At 63.7% G+C, this 19,782-nt stretch carries 15 protein-coding genes and 1 tRNA gene; 6 read left to right on the top strand and 10 right to left on the bottom strand.

Going from position 1 to position 19,782, the window contains the following annotated elements:
- Positions 1-94 precede the first annotated feature (94 nt).
- The 3 genes from WBP06_RS06205 (at position 95) to lpdA (ending at position 5,711) form a co-directional block, all read left to right on the top strand.
- Entirely contained in the window at positions 95-2,959 is a 2,865-nt protein-coding gene (locus tag WBP06_RS06205) for a 2-oxoglutarate dehydrogenase E1 component (protein ID WP_395332899.1), read from the top strand.
- A gap of 8 nt (positions 2,960-2,967) precedes the next feature.
- On the top strand, positions 2,968-4,197 hold the full coding sequence (gene odhB / locus WBP06_RS06200) for a 2-oxoglutarate dehydrogenase complex dihydrolipoyllysine-residue succinyltransferase (RefSeq protein ID WP_395332897.1): 1,230 nt from the start codon (positions 2,968-2,970) through the stop codon (positions 4,195-4,197).
- A 116-nt stretch (positions 4,198-4,313) separates the two neighbouring features.
- Complete coding sequence (lpdA, locus tag WBP06_RS06195; RefSeq protein WP_395332895.1) at positions 4,314-5,711, top strand: dihydrolipoyl dehydrogenase; 1,398 nt, start codon at positions 4,314-4,316, stop codon at positions 5,709-5,711.
- A 93-nt stretch (positions 5,712-5,804) separates the two neighbouring features.
- On the opposite strand, the gene prsR is transcribed toward lpdA, so the two are convergent.
- The 9 genes from prsR to efp all read right to left on the bottom strand — a co-directional run bounded on the left by prsR (position 5,805) and on the right by efp (position 16,752).
- Positions 5,805-7,178, bottom strand: a complete 1,374-nt coding sequence (prsR, locus tag WBP06_RS06190) for a PEP-CTERM-box response regulator transcription factor (RefSeq protein WP_395332893.1) — start codon at positions 7,176-7,178, stop codon at positions 5,805-5,807.
- Between the two features lies 1 nt (position 7,179).
- Positions 7,180-9,279 carry an XrtA/PEP-CTERM system histidine kinase PrsK gene (gene prsK / locus WBP06_RS06185; RefSeq protein ID WP_395332891.1) on the bottom strand — a complete coding sequence of 700 codons (2,100 nt, stop codon included), beginning with the start codon at positions 9,277-9,279 and terminating at the stop codon, positions 7,180-7,182.
- 17 nt (positions 9,280-9,296) lie between these two features.
- Positions 9,297-10,682 (bottom strand): TIGR03013 family XrtA/PEP-CTERM system glycosyltransferase, encoded by a 1,386-nt coding sequence (locus WBP06_RS06180; protein ID WP_395332889.1) that lies wholly within the window; start codon positions 10,680-10,682, stop codon positions 9,297-9,299.
- Positions 10,683-10,870: 188 nt separating this feature from the next.
- Entirely contained in the window at positions 10,871-12,205 is a 1,335-nt protein-coding gene (locus WBP06_RS06175) for an amidohydrolase (RefSeq protein WP_395332887.1), read from the bottom strand.
- A 76-nt stretch (positions 12,206-12,281) separates the two neighbouring features.
- Positions 12,282-14,108: a tetratricopeptide repeat protein gene (locus WBP06_RS06170; RefSeq protein ID WP_395332885.1), complete on the bottom strand. Its 1,827-nt coding sequence runs from the start codon at positions 14,106-14,108 to the stop codon at positions 12,282-12,284.
- Between the two features lie 582 nt (positions 14,109-14,690).
- Positions 14,691-14,774 (bottom strand) — tRNA-Leu (locus tag WBP06_RS06165).
- Between the two features lie 82 nt (positions 14,775-14,856).
- Complete coding sequence (locus tag WBP06_RS06160; protein WP_395334055.1) at positions 14,857-15,675, bottom strand: inositol monophosphatase family protein; 819 nt, start codon at positions 15,673-15,675, stop codon at positions 14,857-14,859.
- 82 nt (positions 15,676-15,757) lie between these two features.
- Positions 15,758-16,189, bottom strand: coding sequence for a hypothetical protein (locus WBP06_RS06155; protein WP_395332883.1), 432 nt, complete (start codon positions 16,187-16,189; stop codon positions 15,758-15,760).
- A complete protein-coding gene (gene efp / locus WBP06_RS06150) occupies positions 16,189-16,752 on the bottom strand; it encodes an elongation factor P (RefSeq protein WP_395332881.1) in 564 nt (187 codons plus the stop codon). The genes WBP06_RS06155 and efp overlap by 1 nt, the downstream gene beginning before the upstream one ends.
- A gap of 105 nt (positions 16,753-16,857) precedes the next feature.
- Between efp and WBP06_RS06145 the strand changes: the two genes are divergently transcribed.
- From WBP06_RS06145 to WBP06_RS06135, 3 genes are all read left to right on the top strand, one after another.
- The gene (locus tag WBP06_RS06145) at positions 16,858-17,292 is read left to right on the top strand and encodes a hypothetical protein (RefSeq protein WP_395332879.1); all 435 of its coding nucleotides are present in this window, start codon (positions 16,858-16,860) and stop codon (positions 17,290-17,292) included.
- Positions 17,293-17,396: 104 nt separating this feature from the next.
- The gene (locus WBP06_RS06140) at positions 17,397-18,209 is read left to right on the top strand and encodes an SDR family NAD(P)-dependent oxidoreductase (protein WP_395332877.1); all 813 of its coding nucleotides are present in this window, start codon (positions 17,397-17,399) and stop codon (positions 18,207-18,209) included.
- A gap of 27 nt (positions 18,210-18,236) precedes the next feature.
- A complete protein-coding gene (locus WBP06_RS06135; protein ID WP_395332875.1) occupies positions 18,237-18,758 on the top strand; it encodes a nuclear transport factor 2 family protein in 522 nt (173 codons plus the stop codon).
- A gap of 49 nt (positions 18,759-18,807) precedes the next feature.
- On the opposite strand, the gene WBP06_RS06130 is transcribed toward WBP06_RS06135, so the two are convergent.
- A complete protein-coding gene (locus tag WBP06_RS06130; protein WP_395332873.1) occupies positions 18,808-19,611 on the bottom strand; it encodes an SDR family NAD(P)-dependent oxidoreductase in 804 nt (267 codons plus the stop codon).
- Between the last annotated feature and the right edge of the window lie 171 nt (positions 19,612-19,782).

The following is a 19,782-nucleotide window of genomic DNA, read 5'->3' as shown; positions in this document are numbered from 1 at the left end:
AGACACGGGACCTTCTCCCCGAATCCCGGCTTCGCGCAGACTATGCTCGGTAGCGCCGGGAATCCCCTCCCGACGCCACATGAAGGTGATTCCCATGGGCGACGAGAGTTTCGACTTCACCCCCGGCTCGGCTGACAACAGCCCCCTTGACGGCCCGCAGGCCGGCCCCAGCTGGCAGCGCAAGAACTGGCCCCTTGTCGGCGCCGAGTTCGAGGACGACCTTACGCAGGGCCTCGATCCCGCAGCGCTGAAGGTCCAGATCGAGAAGGCGGCCGCCAAGGGTGGCCCGAAGATCGACCAGTCCCGCATAGACGAAGCGGCGGCAGACGCCATCCGCGCCATGATGCTGATCCGCACATATCGCGTGCGCGGTCACCTGGCGGCGGACCTGGACCCGCTTGGCCTCAACCAGCGTCAGCTTCCCGCTGACCTGACCCCCGAATACCACGGCTTCGTGGGCGCGGCGCAGGACCGTCCGGTCTATGTCGGCGGCGCCCTGGGCCTTGAGTGGACGACCGTTCGCGAGATCGTGCAGATCCTGCGCGCCAACTACTGCGGCAAGGTCGGCCTCGAATACATGCACATCTCCGATGTCGAGGAACGCCGCTTCCTCCAGGAGCGCATGGAAGGCGCCGACAAGGAGATCGAGTTCACCGTCGAGGGCAAGAAGGCGATCCTTCAGGCCGTCGTCCGCGGTGAGCAGTACGAGAAGTTCCTCGGCAAGAAGTACGTCGGCACGAAGCGCTTCGGCCTCGACGGCGGCGAAGCCATGATCCCGGCGCTGGAAGCCGTGATCAAGTACGGCGGCACGCTGGGCGTGAAGGAAATCGTGTACGGCATGGCCCACCGCGGCCGCCTGAACGTCCTCGCGAACGTCCTTGCCAAGCCCTACAAGGTGATCTTCCACGAATTCTCGGGCGGCACCGCCAACCCGGAAGACGTCGGCGGCTCGGGCGACGTGAAGTACCACCTCGGCACCTCTGCCGACCGTGAGTTCGACGGCATCAAGGTCCACATGAGCCTGATGCCCAACCCGTCGCACCTCGAAACCGTCGATCCGGTCGTGCTCGGCAAGGTCCGCGCCTACCAGACGATCGCGGACGACATCGGCGACGACGTCGGCCCCGGCGCCAAGCACAAGCAGGTGCTGCCGGTCCTTATCCACGGCGACGCGGCCTTCGCCGGCCAGGGCATCATCTGGGAGTGCTTCGGCCTCTCGGGCGTGAAGGGCTACAACACCGGCGGCTGCATCCACTTCATCATCAACAACCAGATCGGCTTCACGACGAGCCCGCAGTTCGCGCGCAACTCGCCGTATCCGTCGGACGTGGCGAAGGGCGTTCAGGCCCCGATCCTGCACGTCAACGGCGACGATCCGGCTGCCGTTACTTTCGCGTGCAAGCTGGCTATCGACTATCGCCAGACCTTCGGCCGCGACATCGTGATCGACATGTGGTGCTATCGCCGCTTCGGCCACAACGAAGGCGACGAGCCCGGCTTCACGCAGCCGCTGATGTACGCGCAGATCCGCCAGCACCCGCCGGTCAGTCAGATCTATGCCGAGCGCCTGAAGAAGGAAGGCGTCATCGACGATGCGTTCCTGCCGCAGACCGAAGCCGCTTTCACGCAGCATCTGGAAGAGCAGTTCGAGGCGGCCAAGACCTACAAGGCCAACCAGGCCGACTGGTTCGCCGGGCAGTGGAGCGGCTTCCACAAGCCCGCCGATCCCGAAACCGCGCGTCGCAATGTCGAAACCGGTATCGAGAACAAGCTGTTCGACAGCCTGGGCCGCGTGCTGACCACGGTTCCTGAGGACCTCACCGTCCACAAGACGCTGGCCCGCGTGATCGCTGCCAAGGAAGAGATGTTCAAGTCTGGCGACGGGTTCGACTGGGCCACGGCGGAAGCGCTCGCTTTCGGCAGCCTCGTCACCGAAGGCTACAGCGTGCGCCTGTCCGGCCAGGACTGCGAACGCGGCACCTTCTCGCAGCGCCATGCCGTCTGGGTCGACCAGAAGGACGAGCACAAGTACACCCCGATCAAGACCCTGCCCCACGGCAGCTTCGAGGTGCTTAACTCGACGCTTTCGGAATATGGCGTGCTCGGCTTCGAGTACGGCTACGCCAGCGCCGATCCGAAGACCCTGGTGCTTTGGGAAGCGCAGTTCGGCGACTTCGCCAACGGCGCCCAGATCATCATCGACCAGTACGTCGCCTCGGCCGAGTCCAAGTGGCTTCGCGCCAACGGTCTCGTCATGCTGCTGCCGCACGGTTACGAAGGCCAGGGGCCGGAGCACTCCTCGGCCCGTCTGGAACGTTACCTGCAGCTCTGCGCGCAGGACAACATCCAGGTCTGCAACATCACGACGCCCGCGAACTACTTCCACGTTCTGCGCCGTCAGATGCACCGTCCGTTCCGCAAGCCGCTGGTCATCATGACGCCGAAGTCGCTTCTGCGTCACCCGCTGGCGAAGTCGGCCGCTTCGGAATTCCTCGGTGACGGCCACTTCCGCCGCCTTCTCTCGGACCCCAACGGTTCGAGCGACGAAGCGACGAAGAAGGTCATCCTGTGCTCGGGCAAGGTCTTCTACGACATCCTCGAAGCCCGTGACGCCGCCGAGATCGACGACACGCAGATCATCCGTCTGGAGCAGCTCTATCCCTTCCCTGGCGAGCCGCTGACCAAGCGCCTTGCACGTATGCCGAATCTCGAAGAGATCGTCTGGTGTCAGGAAGAACCGCAGAACAACGGTTCCTGGTTCTTCGTCGAATCGCAGATCGAGGCTGCCGCCATCGAAGCAGGTGTCGCTCAGCCCCGTCCGCGCTATGCCGGCCGCAATGCCTCCGCCTCGCCGGCCACCGGCCTTGCCAAGCGCCACGTCGCCGAACAGGCCGCGTTGGTTGCCGATGCGCTGCACCTCTCCGTCCGTTCCGAACTCCGCCGCAAGCAGAAGGCTTGAGATAAATCATGACCACCGAAGTCAAGGTCCCCGTCCTTGGGGAATCCGTCGCCGAGGCCACCATCGGCCAGTGGCTGAAGCAGCCCGGCGAAGCGGTCGCCGCTGACGAACCCATCGCCAGCCTGGAAACCGACAAGGTCGCCATCGACGTCATGGCGCCGCACGCCGGCGTCATGGGCCAGCAGCTTGCCAAGGAAGGCGACACCGTCGTCGTCGGCGCGCTGATCGCCACCATCGAAGCGGGCTCGGGCGCCGCTGCTGCCCCCGTAGCCGCTCCGGCCGCTGCCGCCCCTGCTCCGGCCCCGGCTGCCGCAGCCGTCGCCCCCGCCCCGGCTGCCGCCGCGGACGACACTTCGGCCGGTTCCTCGGTGCTGTCGCCGGCCGTGCGCCGCGCGGTTCTGGAGCATGGCATCGACCCGGCCACCATCAAGGGCACCGGCAAGGACGGCCGCATCACCAAGGACGACGTCCTTGAAGCAGCCAAGAACAAGCCGGCTTCGGCCCCTGTCCCCGCTTCGGCTGCCGCTGCTCCCGCCGCGCGCAACGAAGAGCGCGTCAAGATGACGCGTCTGCGCCAGACGATCGCCAAGCGCCTGAAGTCCGCGCAGGACAATGCCGCGCTTCTCACCACCTTCAACGACGTCGACATGTCGGCCGTCATCGAAGCGCGCGAGAAGTACAAGGACGTGTTCCAGAAGAAGCACGGCATCAAGCTGGGCTTCATGTCGTTCTTCGCCAAGGCTTCGGTCCTCGCGCTCAAGGACATCCCGGCCGTCAACGCGCAGATCGACGGTGACGAGATCGTCTACCACGACTACGTCGATATCTCGATCGCCGTCTCGGCCCCGAACGGCCTGGTCGTTCCGGTCGTGAAGGACTGCGACAAGCTGGGCTTCGCCGGCATCGAGAAGGCCATTGCCGACTTCGGTAAGAAGGCCAAGGAAGGCACGCTGACCATGGCCGACATGGCTGGCGGTACCTTCACCATCTCGAACGGCGGCGTGTTCGGCGGTCTGATGTCGACCCCGATCATCAACCCGCCGCAGTCGGCCGTGCTCGGCCTGCACCGCATCGAGGACCGCCCGGTCGTGCGCAATGGCGAGATCGTGATCCGCCCGATGATGTACATCGCGCTGTCTTACGACCACCGCATCATCGACGGTCGCGAGGCAGTCACCGCGCTGAAGACCATCAAGGAAGCGATCGAGGATCCCACGCGTCTCCTCATCGACCTCTGATCCGAATGCCCCGTCCGCACCGATCTTGGTCGGGCGGGGTTTTCACTTGAGATGTAATGACTATTTTCCGCTCGTGGCTGATTAGTGCAAAGCACGAGCGTACGGAGGCCTGAACAATGGCTGATTACGATTACGACGTCCTTGTCATCGGTGCCGGCCCTGGCGGCTATGTCGCAGCGATCCGCGCCGCGCAGCTCGGTCTGAAGACCGCCTGTGCCGAAGGCCGCGAGACGCTGGGCGGTACTTGCCTCAACGTGGGTTGCATTCCCTCGAAGGCGCTGCTCCACGCTTCGGAATACTTCGACGCGGCCAAGGGCGGCGCGATGGCGGCGATGGGCATCAAAGTGACCCCCGAACTGGATCTGGACACCATGCAGGGCCAGCGCAAGGACGCTGTGAAGGGCCTGACCGGCGGCATCGAGTTCCTGTTCAAGAAGAACAAGATCGACTGGCTTAAGGGCTACGCCCAGTTCAAGGACGCGCACAGCGTCGAAGTGGCCGGCAAGACCGTGACCGCCAAGAACATCGTGATCGCCACCGGTTCTTCGGTGACCCCGCTCCCCGGCGTCGAGATCGACAATGCCGGCGGCGTCGTGGTCGATTCGACCGGCGCGCTGGAACTGGCTTCGGTTCCCAAGAAGATGGTCGTCATCGGTGGCGGCGTGATCGGCCTTGAACTCGGTTCGGTATGGCGTCGCCTTGGCGCGGAAGTCACCGTCGTCGAATTCCTCGACCAACTGCTTCCCGGTATGGACTTGGACGTGCGCAAGGAAGCCGCCAAGATCTTCAAGAAGCAGGGCATGGCGCTCAAGCTCTCGACCAAGGTCACCGGCGTTGCCGTTGAAGGCAAGTCTGCCAAGGTCACTGTCGAGCCCGCCGCCGGTGGTGCCGCCGAAGTGATCGACGCTGACGTCGTGCTCGTCGCCATCGGCCGCAAGCCCAACACCGACGGCCTTGGCCTCGGCAACATCGGACTCGAACTGAACCAGCGCGGCCAGATCGAAACCGACCATGACTTCGCCACCAAGGTGGACGGCGTCTGGGCCATCGGCGACGTGATCCCCGGCCCGATGCTCGCCCACAAGGCTGAGGACGAAGGCATTGCCGTTGCCGAAAACATTGCGGGGCTGACCGGCATCGTGAACCACGACGTGATCCCGGGCGTGGTCTACACGCAGCCGGAAATCGCCGGCGTCGGCCTCACCGAGGAAGCCGCCAAGGCTCGCGGCGCGGTCAAGGTCGGCAAGTTCCCGATGCTCGCCAACTCGCGCGCCAAGACCAACCATGAGCCGGACGGCTTCGTGAAGGTGATCGCGGACGCTGAAACCGACCGCGTGCTCGGCGTGTGGTGCATCGCTTCGGTTGCCGGCACGATGATCGCCCAGGCCGCGCAGGCCATGGAATTCGGCGCGACCTCGGAAGACATCGCCTACACCTGCCACGCGCACCCGACCCACTCGGAAGCGATCAAGGAAGCGGCCATGGCCGTGCAGGGCAAACCGATCCACATCTGATCGGTTCCTGCCTTGATGGCATAGAAAAGGCCGGTGGCGCTCGATGCGCCACCGGCCTTTTTCTTTGGGCTTAGAACCGATCGGCCCGAAGCCTCAACTTTGCAGGTCGTACTGCTTCAGCAGATCGTAGAGCGTCGGCCGGCTGATCCCCAGCATCTTGGCAGTGCTGGAAATATTCCCCTCGCTACGAGCCAGCGCATGACGGATCACCTTGCGATCGGCCTGCTCGCGCGCGGTCTTCAGGTTGAGCGCATTGGCCACCTGCTCATCCGGCTCCGCAAGGTCGAGATCGATCGCACAGACGAGCTTCTCGTCGGCCATGATCACCGCACGCTTCACCCGATTTTCCAGTTCGCGCACGTTACCAGGCCATTGCCAGGCATCGATCGCCGCCAGTGCATCGGCGGAAAATCCACGCACCCGCGGATTCATTTCCTTGGCATAGCGGTTGAGGAACGCCTTCGCGAGCAAGGTCGCGTCCCCCGGCCGCTCGGCCAGACTGGGGATCTTCACGACGATCTCGGCCAGGCGATAGAACAGATCCTCACGGAATCGCCCATCGGCGATCATCGCCTCAAGGTCCTGATGGGTGGCGCAGACGATGCGCGTGTCCACGGGGATAGACTCCCGCGATCCCACGCGCTCGATCACCCGTTCCTGAAGGAAGCGGAGCAACTTCACCTGAAGCTGGAGCGGAATGTCGCCCACTTCGTCGAGGAACAGCGTGCCGCCGCCGGCCTGCTCGATCTTGCCGGGCGTGGTCTTCACGGCGCCGGTGAAAGCCCCCTTCTCGTGTCCGAACAACTCGCTTTCGAGGAGGTTCTCGGGGATCGCGGCGCAGTTGATCGCCACGAACTCGCCCTTGGCGCGCCCGCTGGCTTCGTGCAGGCCGCGCGCCAGCAGTTCCTTGCCGGTTCCCGACGCCCCCAGCAGCATCACCGAGACATTGGTGTTGGCCACCCGCTCGATCGTTCGCGCCACGCGCACCATTTCCGGCGCGGCGGTGATCATCCGGCCGAGAACCTTGTCGTCCTTCTCCACCTTCGAGGCCAGACGGCGGTTCTCATCCTCAAGCCTGTGAAGCTGAAGTGCTCGACGCACGATCAACCCCAGCGCATCGATGTCCACCGGCTTCTTGTAGAAGTCGTATGCCCCGCGCGCGATCGCCTGAAGCGCGGATTCGCGCGCGCCGTGGCCGGAAGCCACGATCACCTTGGTATCGGGCTTCAGCGCCATGATTTCGTCCAGAACGGCGAATCCTTCGGTCACGCCATCAGGATCGGGCGGCAGGCCAAGGTCCAGCGTCACCACATCAGGCATTTCCGAACGCAGCAGCGCCATGGCCTGCGCTCGGTCGCCCGCGATCAGCACTTCGAAATCCTCGTAAGCCCACTTGAGCTGGGCCTGAAGCCCGGCATCGTCCTCTACCACAAGCAGCTTGGGCAGCGCCTTGGAAGTCTCTGTCATCTCAGGCTACTTTCTGATCCTTGGCAGCGAGCGTCTGGTAAAAATCCGTGGCGGCGGCAAGCGGGATGCGGACAACGAAGCGCGATCCCAGCCCCTCACGCGATTCCACTTCAAGGCGGCCGCGCATCGCCCGTACCAGTTCGCGCGCTTCGAACGCGCCGATACCGAAACCACCGCTTTTGGTGGAGACGAAAGGCTTGAACAGGCGATTGCGCACGAATTCGGCAGACATGCCGCAGCCCGAATCCAGTACCTCAAACCGGGCATTGAGCCCGTCATTCACCAGCGAAAGGAACACCGGGCTATCCGCCTCGCTGGCATCGAGCGCGTTCTGGAGAAGGTGGACAAGCACCTGTTCCAGCGAATGGCGGTTGGCGGTGACCATCACGTCCAGCGTCTCTGCCAGCACCACTTGCGGGTTGCCCTGGAAGCGCGCGATCACCGAACGCGCGACCTCGCTGGCCCCCACCGGCTCCAGCTTGTCGACGGCGCCGTTACCGTAGCGTGACAAGCGCGCCAGCAGCGCATTGAGCTTGTCCGACGAATTGCGCAGCGTCACCAGCATGTCCGCGCGGAATTCCACCTTGTCCGCATGAAGCTCGGCATTGCGGGCCAGCAGGCTGAACTGGCTGGCCAGGTTCTTGATATCGTGCATCACGAAAGCGATGCGCCGGTGGAAGTCCTCGAACCGGCTCGATTCCGCCAAGGCTTCCTGACTGGAATTCTCGGCAAGATAGCTTGCCAACTGCTGGCCGATCACGCGCAGCAGGTCGAAATCCTCCCAGTCGAACTTGCGGGCCAGTTGTGGCCGGGCCAGCACGACCATGCCGACAAGCCGTTCGTAATGGACCAGAGGAACCAGCGCCCAGGCGCGCTGTTCAGCGAGCAGCCATGCCGGCACATCCACCTCGTACCCCGCCGCCATGACGCCGGTGCGCTGCTCGTCCAGATCGGCAATGAAGGCATGGTTCTCGAACGGCGCGAGTGCGCGGAGCGGGTATGCAATCGCCGGTACGTCGATGTCACGCCAGTTCCAGCGGGCCGCGAGCGTCAGGTCGCCCTGATCGCCGGGCGTCAGCAGCAATCCGGCAGTGCTGCCGGTAACGTCGGCCACCGCCTGAACCACACGCTCGCCCAACGGCAGCGCCTGTTCACCGCCGCTGCCGATGGTGCGGGTGAAGCGCAGCCATTCCTCGCGATAGTCGTAACGATGCTGGAAGAAGTGCTTGGCCATCGTCACTTTCAACCATCCCCGCACCCGCCGCGAAGGCAGCACGACCAGCGCGAAAGCACTGGCCATCGTCAGGAAGGCAAGCTCGATCAGCCGCGCAAAGTCGCCCCCGGCGTAGGCCAGCCATTGCCCCACCGCGACCATCGCAACGAGGTAGATACCGATCACCAGCAGCGAAAAGGTCTGGAAAGTCACAGCCCGCGAAGGGCGCAGGCGCAGTTCATCGCGGTTGCGCGCCGCACCGATGGCAAGGCAGGCCGCCAGCGCCAGGGTCGCCAATCCGCGCAAGGCGGCAATTTCGATTGGCCATGCGTGTCCGAGATAGGCGACCGTGTAGAGATTGAGGTCGAACGCCCAGATGACAGCCAGGCCCGCCGCCGGCCACCGCAGCGCAGTCCTCGCCTCTCGCGGAGCCCCGGCATAAAGGTTGTGCACCAGAACCAGTCCGCCGATGGCCACCAACAGGCGGAACATCACGGTGAAATCGAAAGCATTCTGCAACACGCGCGGCTCTAGCGCGAGGCGCGAGAGTCCGAGATCCGTCACCAGATGAAGCACTTCGACGAAGATCAGAGCATAGATCACTGGCCGGATCGGAGCGAGCGTGGCGTGGCGCCCATCGCTGGCGAACAGCGCGTAGACCGCCACCAGCCAGGCCAGATTGCGCGCGCTTTCCGCGAAGGAAACCGTCAGCATGTCCCCGCTCGCTGCAGCCGCCACACCCCAGATCGCGGTCAGAAGCAGTGCGACCATGACCGGAATGCCGGCTTTTCCAAACCGCACCCGACGCGGCCAGAGCCAGAAGCCCAGGCTGGCCACGGCAATGGCCCCTGCCAGGTTAAGCGCCGAACCCACGCTGGTCCAAAGCATGGTTGCCTGCCCGCCCGTCATCGTGCGCCCTCACTCCACAGCACGACTCGCAAGGTCTGCAGAATGATCAGCAGATCAAGGAAAGGCGTGTAATTCTTGGCGTAATAGAGGTCGTATTCCAGCTTGTGCCGCGAATCCTCGATCGAGGCGCCGTAGGGATAATTGATCTGCGCCCAACCGGTAATTCCGGGCTTCACCATGTGGCGTTCGGCATAATAGCGCAGTTGCTCTTCCAGATCGGCAACGAACTGCGGGCGTTCCGGCCGGGGGCCGACGAAGCTCATCTCCCCCTTAAGCACGCTCCAGGTTTGCGGCAGTTCGTCGATCCGCACCCTACGGATAAATCGACCGACGCGGGTAACGCGTGGATCGTCCTTTTCCGCCCATTGCGCACCTGCCACCTCCGCGTCCGTCCGCATGGAGCGCAGTTTCACAACGTCGAAGGGCTGGCCATAGAGGCCGACGCGCGACTGACGATAAAATGCCGGTCCACGGCTGTCGATTTTCACGACCAGGGCAAACAGCAGGATCACCGGGGCCGTCAGCGTCAGCAGCAGCGCGCTCGCGCAGATGTCGAAAAGACGCTTGGCCGCGCTGGAGACCATCCGGCCGGATGAGAACCCATCCGAAAAGATCAGCCAACTGGGGTTTACGGTATCAAGGTCGACGCGCCCCGTCTCCCGTTCAAGGAAGCTGGAAAACTCGTTGACGTGAACCCCAGCCGTCTTGATCCGCAGGAGGTCCTTCAGCGGCAGGGCATTTCGGCGCTCTTCCAGGGCCAGAACAACTTCGCTGACACCGAGATTGTCCACGAAGCGGGTAAGATCGTGGATCGCGGCACGCGAGATCGCCTCTTCCACGACCGGCTCGCCCTCGCTCATGGCGATATAGCCGACGATGGCAAAGCCCCCTTCCGGCCGCTCGCCCAGTTCCCGCAGGCGCTGCGCGCGGTGCCCGGCCCCCAGCACCAGAACTCGGCGCCGGAAGGCCGCGTTTCCGAGAAAACCGCCCAGCAGCAAGCGATTGGCCATCAGCAGGACGATCGCGAAAGCCATCGAATAGGCTAGCGTGGAGCGCCAGAAGTGTTGGCCGGCGACAAGAAAGTCCACGAACGACAGGGCAATAATGCCCAGCGAAACCGCCACCAGCAGCCGCGCGGCGGCGAACCGCATGGAGCGCAACGCATCTGCGCCATAAACGCCGACCGCAATCATGGCCAGGACGATCACCCCCGCAAATGCGGCGTGAACGCCCAACCGCCCGATCAGATCTCCGGCATCCATCCCGATCTGTTCCGCGCGCAACCGCCAGGATACTTCGTTCGCCGCGGCCAACAGCACCACGTCGACCAGCCAGAGCAGTACGACCGCGTGGGGGATGTAATGTTTGAAAAGGCGGATCATCGTCTCGGGGGAGCCATCTTCCGGGCCGGATGCGGCCTTGACGCCAGACTAGGCAAAATGGGTAAACTGTCGGTAAATCTAACAACGGCGTTTACCGCAGAAACGACCCGATTCCAGCGAAATTCTCTTGCGATCCACCCCGACTGTCGGACAGATTTACAGCTATTCAAGCGGCCCGCGACGACACCTCACTTGCGCGGCATCAGGCGCATCGCGGTCAGCGTGATGGCTTCGCTGCCAGAAGAGATGACCTTGTCCGCCACCGGCGCCCAGAACGGGCTATGCAGTGAGGGGAGCGCCGCGCCGCCCGATTTTGCCGCAGCCAGCTTGGCCGGATCCACGCCACCCACCCAGAAGATCACCGACTGGATATGCTGTTCGTCCGCGCGGCGGAATTCGCCGAAATCCTCGCCCCCCATGACCGAGGGCGTCACCACCACATTGCCCTCGCCCAGCTTCACCTTGAGATCCGCCACGGCAGCTTGCGTGAATTCGGGCGAATTCCACGTTGCACGGGTATGCGGCTCCTTCACCGTCACTACCGGCATGAGATCGTCCGGCAGGCCGGAAGCAATCGCCTCCCCGCGCGCGATGCGACGGATGCCGTCCAGCAGGTGATTGCGGGTCTCGTCGGAGTAACTGCGCACGGTCAACTGAAGCTTCGCGTCGTCTGAAATGACGTTGTGCTTGGCGCCCGAATGGAACGAACCCACGGTCACCACCACCGGATCGAGCGGATTGGTCTCCCGACTGGCGAGCGTCTGCAATTTCATGACGATGGCGCTGGCAAGGACGATGGGATCCTTCGTGGCCTGCGGGTAGGCGCCGTGGCCACCGATGCCCTTCACGTCGATATCGACGCTGTCCACATTGGCCAGCGCCCATCCGATTGCCGCGCCGACCTGCCCGGCAGGCAGATCGGCCGAGTCGTGGAAGGCCAGCGTGTAGTCCGGCTTGGGGAAGCGCGCGTAGAGCCCGTCCTTGAGCATCGCCAGCGCGCCCTCCCCGGTTTCTTCGGCCGGCTGCCCGATCATCACCAGCGTGCCCGACCATTCCGATTTGCGCGCCGCCATCAGCCGCGCGGTCTCTATCCACGCGGTCATATGCGTATCGTGCCCGCAAGCATGCATGATCCCGCTCTCCACCCCGGCAGTGGAAGTTCCGCGCCGGGTGGAGGCGAAGGGAAGTCCGGTCTGCTCCACCACCGGCAAGCCATCCATGTCGGCCCGGATCAACACGGTTGGCCCTTCACCGTTCTTCAGGACCGCGACCACGCCGGTGCCGCCAACCTTCTCGGTAACCGTGAAACCGGCTGCGCGCGCAGCCTTGGCCAGAATGGCGGCGCTGCGCATTTCCTGCATGCTCAATTCCGGATTGGCATGAAGATCGCGGTAGATCGCCATCAAGCCTGGCAAATCGCGCGAAATGGTGGCGGAAACGTCGTCCTGCGGCGCGGCGGCCAGCGCCGGAGAGGAAGCGGTGGCGATCAGGCCGAGAGTGGCGGCATAGAGAGCTGCGTTCATGGTACGAAACCTATGGCGCAACGCCGAACAGGACAAGCGCGATTCCCCATCTGCTCAAAGGCTTCGCCCCAACATTTCACGGGCCCAGCAGGCCATTTTCTTCCAACGGGCCGGTAACGAAGTCCGGCATGTGCAGTTCACGGATCAATTGCCGGCGATCGCGCGCGACTTTGGGATAGTCCCGCGCGGCCTTCTCCAGCACCTCGGCCGCCGCATCCTTTTGTCCGTTCAGGGCGTAGGCCGATGCCAGCAGGTAACGCGGGATCAAGCCCCGATCTTCCGCGTTGAGGCGCGCGAAATGTAACGCCTGCGCCCCATCCTGACGATAGAGAGCATCCATCACCAGGCCGGACCAGTACCATGCCGGGTGGCCAGGATTGAGCCGAATGGCTTTCTCGGCCAGCGCGGGGGCGACATCATGTTCGCTCAACGCCCCCAACAGACGACTTGCCTCTGCGAGAATTTCGGAATTGTTGGGGCTGATCTCCAGCGCCTTGCCGATGGCGTCACGCGCTGCGTCGAAATCTCCGGCATGGAAACGCGCGATCGCCAGATATTGGTAGGCCATCGCGTTCGTCGCATTTGCCGCCACCGCCCTGTTGGCGGCATCCAGTGCGGCGGGCGAATTGCCAGTGCCTTCCGCCACGGCCTCATAAGTGTAGAGCCAGGACAGCAAGGCCCAACCGTCCGAATAATTCGGTTTTTCCTGAACGGCGCGTTCCAGGCAGCTTCTTACCGGAGCCAGCGTGCCGGGCTCCTTGGTCCGCATGAACTCAAAGGCCCGCAGTTCGCAGAAATATTTTTCCATCGAGAGGCTGCGGTGGTTCTCCAGATTCTGCCGCATGGTCTCGTGTATCACGCCGTACGGTTGCCCGAGACGCGAAGCGACGCCGAGCGCGATGTCCGACTGCAACTGAAGCACGTGGAGAGGATCGTAGGAGAGCAGTTCGCTGTTTTCCGACCATACGACAACGCCACCCGGGATCCGCACAAGGCTGGAATTGACGCGGAACTTGTCCCCCGATGCAACCACGGAGCCTTGCAACACGAATGTACTGCCACGCGGCGCGGCCCTTGCCTGCCTGTCTATCGAAGGTGAAATCGTCCCCTCGTCCAGACCGATCACCGCCATGTTGGGAAGCTGCGACAGATAATTGACCAGATTATACTGAATGCCATCGCGCACTTGTGCGATCTGCGGCGTCGCCCCGCTGAGGGCATAGGGCATGACGAAGACGGTGGGGCCTTGCGGCATCTCTCCGGCTCGGGCGATGGCGGTATCCCGATCGTCGCCCGGCCAATAGACGATCAGCAAGGCCGCCGCGAGGGCCAGCACGGCCAGCAGAACCCAGGCCCGGCGGCGAAGATTCAGCGCACTGGTCGAATGGACCATGTCCTCCCCGGCCGGCGCCGCGGCCTTGGGGGTGTCTGTAGCGGATACCGCCGATGAGGGTTCACCGGGCGCGAACGGTTGCGCGCCACTCGCCTCGTCTTTCACTGCCGCCTGTACCTGCTCATTAGGTGCATCTGGCGGCGTTGGCTGCTGCGGTGCTGGCAGCACCGCGCGAACCGGAGCATCTTCCAACAAGGGGACATAGGAACCACGAGGAATGACGATGCGAACCGGATCGTCTTGCCCCTCTCCGGCATAGTGTTCGACCAATGCCTTGCGCAGGCGCGTCATCTGGACACGCACGATCGAATCCGAAGAGGCATCGAAATCCTCATCCCGACCGAAGACATCGAGCGCTATCGCATAGCCTTTCAGGCGATCTGCGTGACCGGCAATAGTCTGCTGAACAAGATGAGTGAGAAGTTCCGCCAGACGCGGCGAAGAACGGAAAGTAGCGGAATCGACAACGCGCGAAAGGGCGCCCTGGAATTCGGTGGCACTACGTTCCATGTCATTCCCTTCCCGAACAAAATAGTCCGGAAAGAGAGACTTGGCAAACGTACTCACCGCCCGTTGCCTGCAATCGGACGCGGTTTTGCGTTCGGCCCGCGTGTTGCGCGGGCGATCCACGCCGACATGCTCCCCCCGGAGCATGTCGGCGTGGCGGGGCGGAGCGGAAACTCACGCCCGTTTTGCGACCCGAAGGGGCCTTCACCATCCTCGGGGAACGGCGTGGCCTGGCTTGCGGGAAATGCCGGAAACCGATCGGCGGCAGTAGGGGAAGCCGCACGCGCCCGGTTCATCTCGGCACTCGTGAAACGGGCCGGATTCCAGCAGTTCTCGACGCGCATGCTTATCGCGAGGACCCGGAGGAAGACAGCCTGAGCCGGCAAGGTCCGCGACAGGGAAACATCGACGCATCGAGCGACGAACTGGTAATGCCGCAAATCGGGGAAGGATGGCAGTGTTTAACCGTTACACCGCGCGCAAGTTCATGCGAAAAGCCATCTTATCAGTGGCTTGGCAGAAAGACCGTCACCCGCCGATGACGGACGGGCAGCTAAATGATAGCTGCCGTTGCCGTAAATCGCGTGGTGCCCCTGGCCCGACTCGAACGGGCACGTATTGCTACAAACGATTTTGAGTCGTTCGCGTCTACCATTCCGCCACAGGGGCACGCTTCACGCGTGATTGCCGCCGCACAAAGGCGAACGGCTCCGGCGCGTCTCGCTTAGCCGCGCCGGCCGTCGCACTCAAGTCACTTAAGTGCGGTTACCAGCAACTTATGTAGACGGGAGTGGAGAACATCGTTGCCGGCAAGGATTTCGGTGTCGCAGATCGGCTGCGAACGGCCCTTCCAGTCCGACACGAAGCCACCGGCCTCACGCACCAGCAGACAGCCGGCCGCAGTGTCCCACGGCTTCAGATCGGCTTCCCAGAAGCCTTCGTAACGGCCGGCGGCAACCCATGCGAGGTCCAGCGCGGCTGAACCGAAGCGACGGATGCCCGCAACCTGCGGGGCCAGCGCGTGATAGATACGGGTCCACTGGCCGGCATCGCCATGGCCGGCGAAAGGAATGCCGGTGGCGATCACGCTTTCGTCCATGTGGCGACGCGACGAAACGCGCAGACGCTTGTCGTGCAGCCAGGCGCCACGGCTCTTTTCCGCCCAGTACGATTCGTCGGTGACCGGGTTGTAGATCAGGCCGGCGGTCACTTCGCCCCAGCCCTTCCCGTCCAGACGCGGTTCCTGCACAGCGATCGAGATGGCGAAGTGCGGAATGCCGTGGAGGAAGTTGGTCGTGCCGTCCAGCGGATCGACAATGAAGCGCGGCTTGTCGGGCTCGCCCAGGATCTCGCCCGCTTCCTCGAACAGGAAGCCCCAATCGGGGCGCGCGGCGCGCAGTTCGTCCCAGATCGTGCGTTCGGACGCCTGATCGGCCTTCGAAACGAAGTCCGCCGGTCCCTTGCGCGAGACCTGCAGGTGCTCGATTTCGCCAAAGTCGCGACGCAGCCGGTTACCCGCCTTGCGGGCTGCCTTTTCCATCACGCGAATGAGACCGGAGATGGCCATAATACCTTAGTCCTTCGTGGGCCGGATGTGCCGGCCGATGTTTAGTGGCTTGGGGCGGCCCCGAAAAGTGCGGCCGCCATTCTGATCAGCGCCCCTGCGGCTGAGCCGGTGCGCCTGCGGGCTTCTGATCGCTGTGATTGCAGATCGCCACCATGGCGCGCAGCAATTCGTCAGGCTTGTCGCGATGTACCTTTTCAGGATTGTCGACGATGACCTTGTCCATCGCACCGCTGATCCGCGCCAGGGAATTGTTGTAGAGGCAGCCCACCAGCACTCCCTTCACCGGTTCCTCGACCTTGTCGGACTGGAGACCGGAGATCAGCACCTTGAGGTAAAGCAACGCGTGCTGAACCTCCGGCGGGGGCGCGGGCTGGGCTGCAGTGCCCGTCGCGCCAGACTTGGTGGCGACAGGCTTGGCGGCGGCCGGCTTCGCTGCCGGCTTGGCTGCAGCCAGCGCCGGCACGGAGCCGAACGCCAGCGAGCCCATGGCCAGCGCGGAAACGACCGCCCGGCGCATCAGTCTGCCTTGCGCACGTAAGCGCGCTCATAGACGTCGACGACGATGCGGGTGCCGCTTTCGATGTGCGGCGGAACCATCACGCGCACGCCGTTGTCGAGCACGGCAGGCTTGTAGCTGGACGAGGCAGTCTGGCCCTTCACCACGGCATCGGCTTCGACGATGTTGGCTTCGACCTGTTCCGGCAGCTGCACCGAGATCGGACGCTCTTCCCACATTTCGAGGAGAACCTGCATGCCGTCCTGCAGGAAGGCGGCAGCGTCGCCCAGAAGGTCGGCCGGAAGCTGGATCTGTTCGTAGGTCTCGATGTCCATGAACACCAGGCTATCGCCTTCGGCGTAGAGGAACTGGAAATCCTTGGTGTCGAGGCGAACACGCTCGACGGTGTCGGCGCTGCGGAAGCGCACGTTGGTCTTGCGTCCATCGATCAGGTTCTTCATCTCGACCTGCATGAAGGCGCCGCCCTTGCCCGGCTGGGTGTGCTGCGTCTTGGCAACTTTCCAGATGCCCTTTTCGTATTCGAGAATATTGCCGGGACGAATGTCGACGCCGCTGATCTTCATGAGTGAGCCTTCGATGGGAAAGAGCCGCTGGGCGGCGAAGCAGCCGCCCTTAGCTTAGGACACCGACTGTGGCAATTGCTTCGCGCCAATGCTAGCGCTTTGGTCATGAATCGCGCCCGCCTCGTCCTGTTGCCCCTATCGTCCATCACGCTGGTTGCGCTGGCATCTTCGCTTGCGGCTCGCCCCGCGCCGCCCCCGGTTCCCGGCGGCACGCTGGGCACGCTCTCGCTGGGCCGATATTCCTGCGAAAAGGATGGCGATGCAGGTGGTGCCGTCGGCACCCCGGCGCCCACGCTCGATTTCCAGGTGGTCAACTTTTCCAGCTACAAGGGCGTGGACGGTGTGCGCGGCAGCTATCTGCTGACCGGCGACTCCGTGGTGATGACCGGAGGCGGGCTGAAAGGCCTGCGGCTGCATCGCATCTCCCCCGGCTTCGTCCGCATCGTCGGCGCGGACGGCAACGATACGGAGACGCGCTGCGTGCTGACATCGCGCAAGCCGCAGATGCGGGACGATTCCCCGGTCGATTCCGACGATTGATCTCACCTCCGGCCTATCGCGGCGGCTGATCGCTCTGGCGGTTTGCCCTGCTGTCGGTTCCGCACTAGCCCCATTTGCCAATGCAATTGGGAGAGTGCGGGGCAATGGATCTCGGTCTTGCGGGCAAACTGGCGATCGTTTCCGGAGCAACCGCCAATATCGGCCGAGCCATCGCACTGGAACTGGCAGGCGAAGGCGCGAAAACCGTATTGATCGGCCGCGATGAGGAAGCCGGCGCCAGACTGATCGACGATTGCCTTCGCGCGGGAGCGCCCGATGCCCTGTTCGTTGCCGCCGACCTAACCGATCCCGGCAGCCCGGCCCGCGTGCTGGAGGCTGCGCAGCCGCTGGGCCCGATCGACGTGCTGGTAAACAACGTGGGCGGCAATGTCGGCCAAGGCTTCTTCGCGGATTCCGATCCGGCAACCTGGATGGCGGACCTGGACCTCAACTTCGGCACGGTTCTGCGGATGACCCATGCGGTGCTACCGGAAATGATCGCGCGCAAGGCCGGCGCCATCGTCAATGTCGGGTCGACGGCGGCGTTGGTGGGCGACTATCAACTGGCTGTCTATTCGGCCGCCAAAGGCGCCGTGCACAGTTTCACCGTCGTGCTGGCGAAGGAGTTGGGCCAGCACGGCATCCGGGTGAACGCGGTGGCACCTTACGCCACCATCTCCCGCGACGCTGCCGATTTCAGCAAGGGAAGCCGCTTCCACCCGCAATCCGGCCTGTTCAGCCAAGGTACCGCCAGCGTGCGCGAGGAAGACCGAGCCTTGCGCCAGCGACGCACGTTCGTCGGCCGGCCATTCGCAAATCCGGATGAGATGGCGGGAATGGTCGCCTTCCTCGCCGGCCAGCGAGCAAGTTTCATCACCGGGCAGGTCTATCCCGTGGACGGCGGCGCCCTGCTTTAGAACACGGAAGATCGGGAGGGACCGGATATGGACGAAAAGGCGCTGCGCGAACTGCTGGATAAGGATGCGATCCGCGAACTGGTGCTGCTCTACTCACGAGCGATCGACCGGCAGGACATCGACCTGCTGCGGGATCTCTACACCGAGGACGCAACCGACACCCACGGCGATTCGTTCGACGGATCGGCGGACGACTACTGCAAGTTCATCGCGGGATCGTTCCCCTACATGCCCTATTCGGGCCACCACGTGTGCAATCACCTGATCGCGGTGGACGGCGATAGTGCCAGCGGCGAAGTCTATGCCCTTGCCTGGCACCTGATCCCCACGCGCGAGGGTGGCCAGCAGGAAGACTTCATGGCCGTCCGCTACATCGACAAATATCGACGCTGCGCCGATGGCAAATGGCGCTTTTCCAAGCGCGTCGTCACGTACGATTTCAAGCTGCGCCGGCCCTTCGACGGTGGCGGCACGCTCGGCCAAGGCGCGCTGGATCCCAGCTACACCGTCTGCACGGAGCGGCTGTTCGCACGGGGAGCCAGAGGCTGATCCTCTGAAATTGTCGCGGCCGGCTGATCACCGGCCGCGAATGGAACGATCACGCGGACGGCGCGTAGCCTCCGTTCAGCGGATAGGTCTGCCCCGTGATCCATTCCGCCGCGTTGGAGCAAAGGAACGTCACCAACGCAGCCACATCGGTCGATTTCCCGCAGCGGCGGATCGAATAGCGCGTCATCAGGTTCCTCATGTGGTCGCCCTGCATGATCTGCTGACGCTGATCTTCATCCATGTCCGGCAGCAGAGCAGAGAGCGATACGCAATTGGCGGTGACGTTGTAGCGCCCCAATTCCTTCGCGATCGAGCGCATGAAGCCCTGCGCACCAGCCTTGGAGGACGCATAGACCGCCAGCTTGGCCTCACCCACCCGTCCCGAATCCGAAACGATGGTGACGATGCGCCCCCGCTTCGCCTCGACCATGTTGGGAATGAAGGCGAAACAGCAATTGTAGACGCCGTAGAGATTGGTACCCAGATAGCGCTGCCAGTGGGCGGGATCTTCCTCCCAGAAATGCTGCGATGGCCGGATCGAGGCACCGGGGCCCGCCATGCCGGCATTGTTCACCAGCACCGTCGCCGCACCCAGTTCCGCCGTGATCGCGGCATTGGCAGCCTTTGCCGCTTCAAGATCGGTAACGTCGAACGGCACTGCAAGCGCAGGCACGCCCATGGCACGCACTTCGGCCGCCACCGCCTCGGCCCGTTCGGGCACGAAATCGTTGACGGCGATACCGCCGGCATTGTGCCGCGCCAGTTCCAGCGCCGTCGCCCGCCCGGCGTTCTGGCCTGCACCGGTGACCAGCGCCACTTGCCCGTCCAGATCGATCAGATCTCTTCCCTGCATCCTTGCTCTCACTCGTCGATGTTCTGTGTCGGCAGGGATTTTTGCATGGCCTCGCACCCGCCGCGACCGTACCGGACCGGATATCGCGCGCGCGTTTACGCCATCGCGCCGGGAGTTATCGGCATCAGGCAATCGGGAGAACCACCATGCCAAAACGAAACCCGTCGGCAA

The organism is Novosphingobium mississippiense (genome assembly GCF_044029535.1).
In the GTDB taxonomy this organism is placed as follows: domain Bacteria; phylum Pseudomonadota; class Alphaproteobacteria; order Sphingomonadales; family Sphingomonadaceae; genus Novosphingobium.
This window is presented reverse-complemented; position numbering and strand designations above follow the sequence as displayed.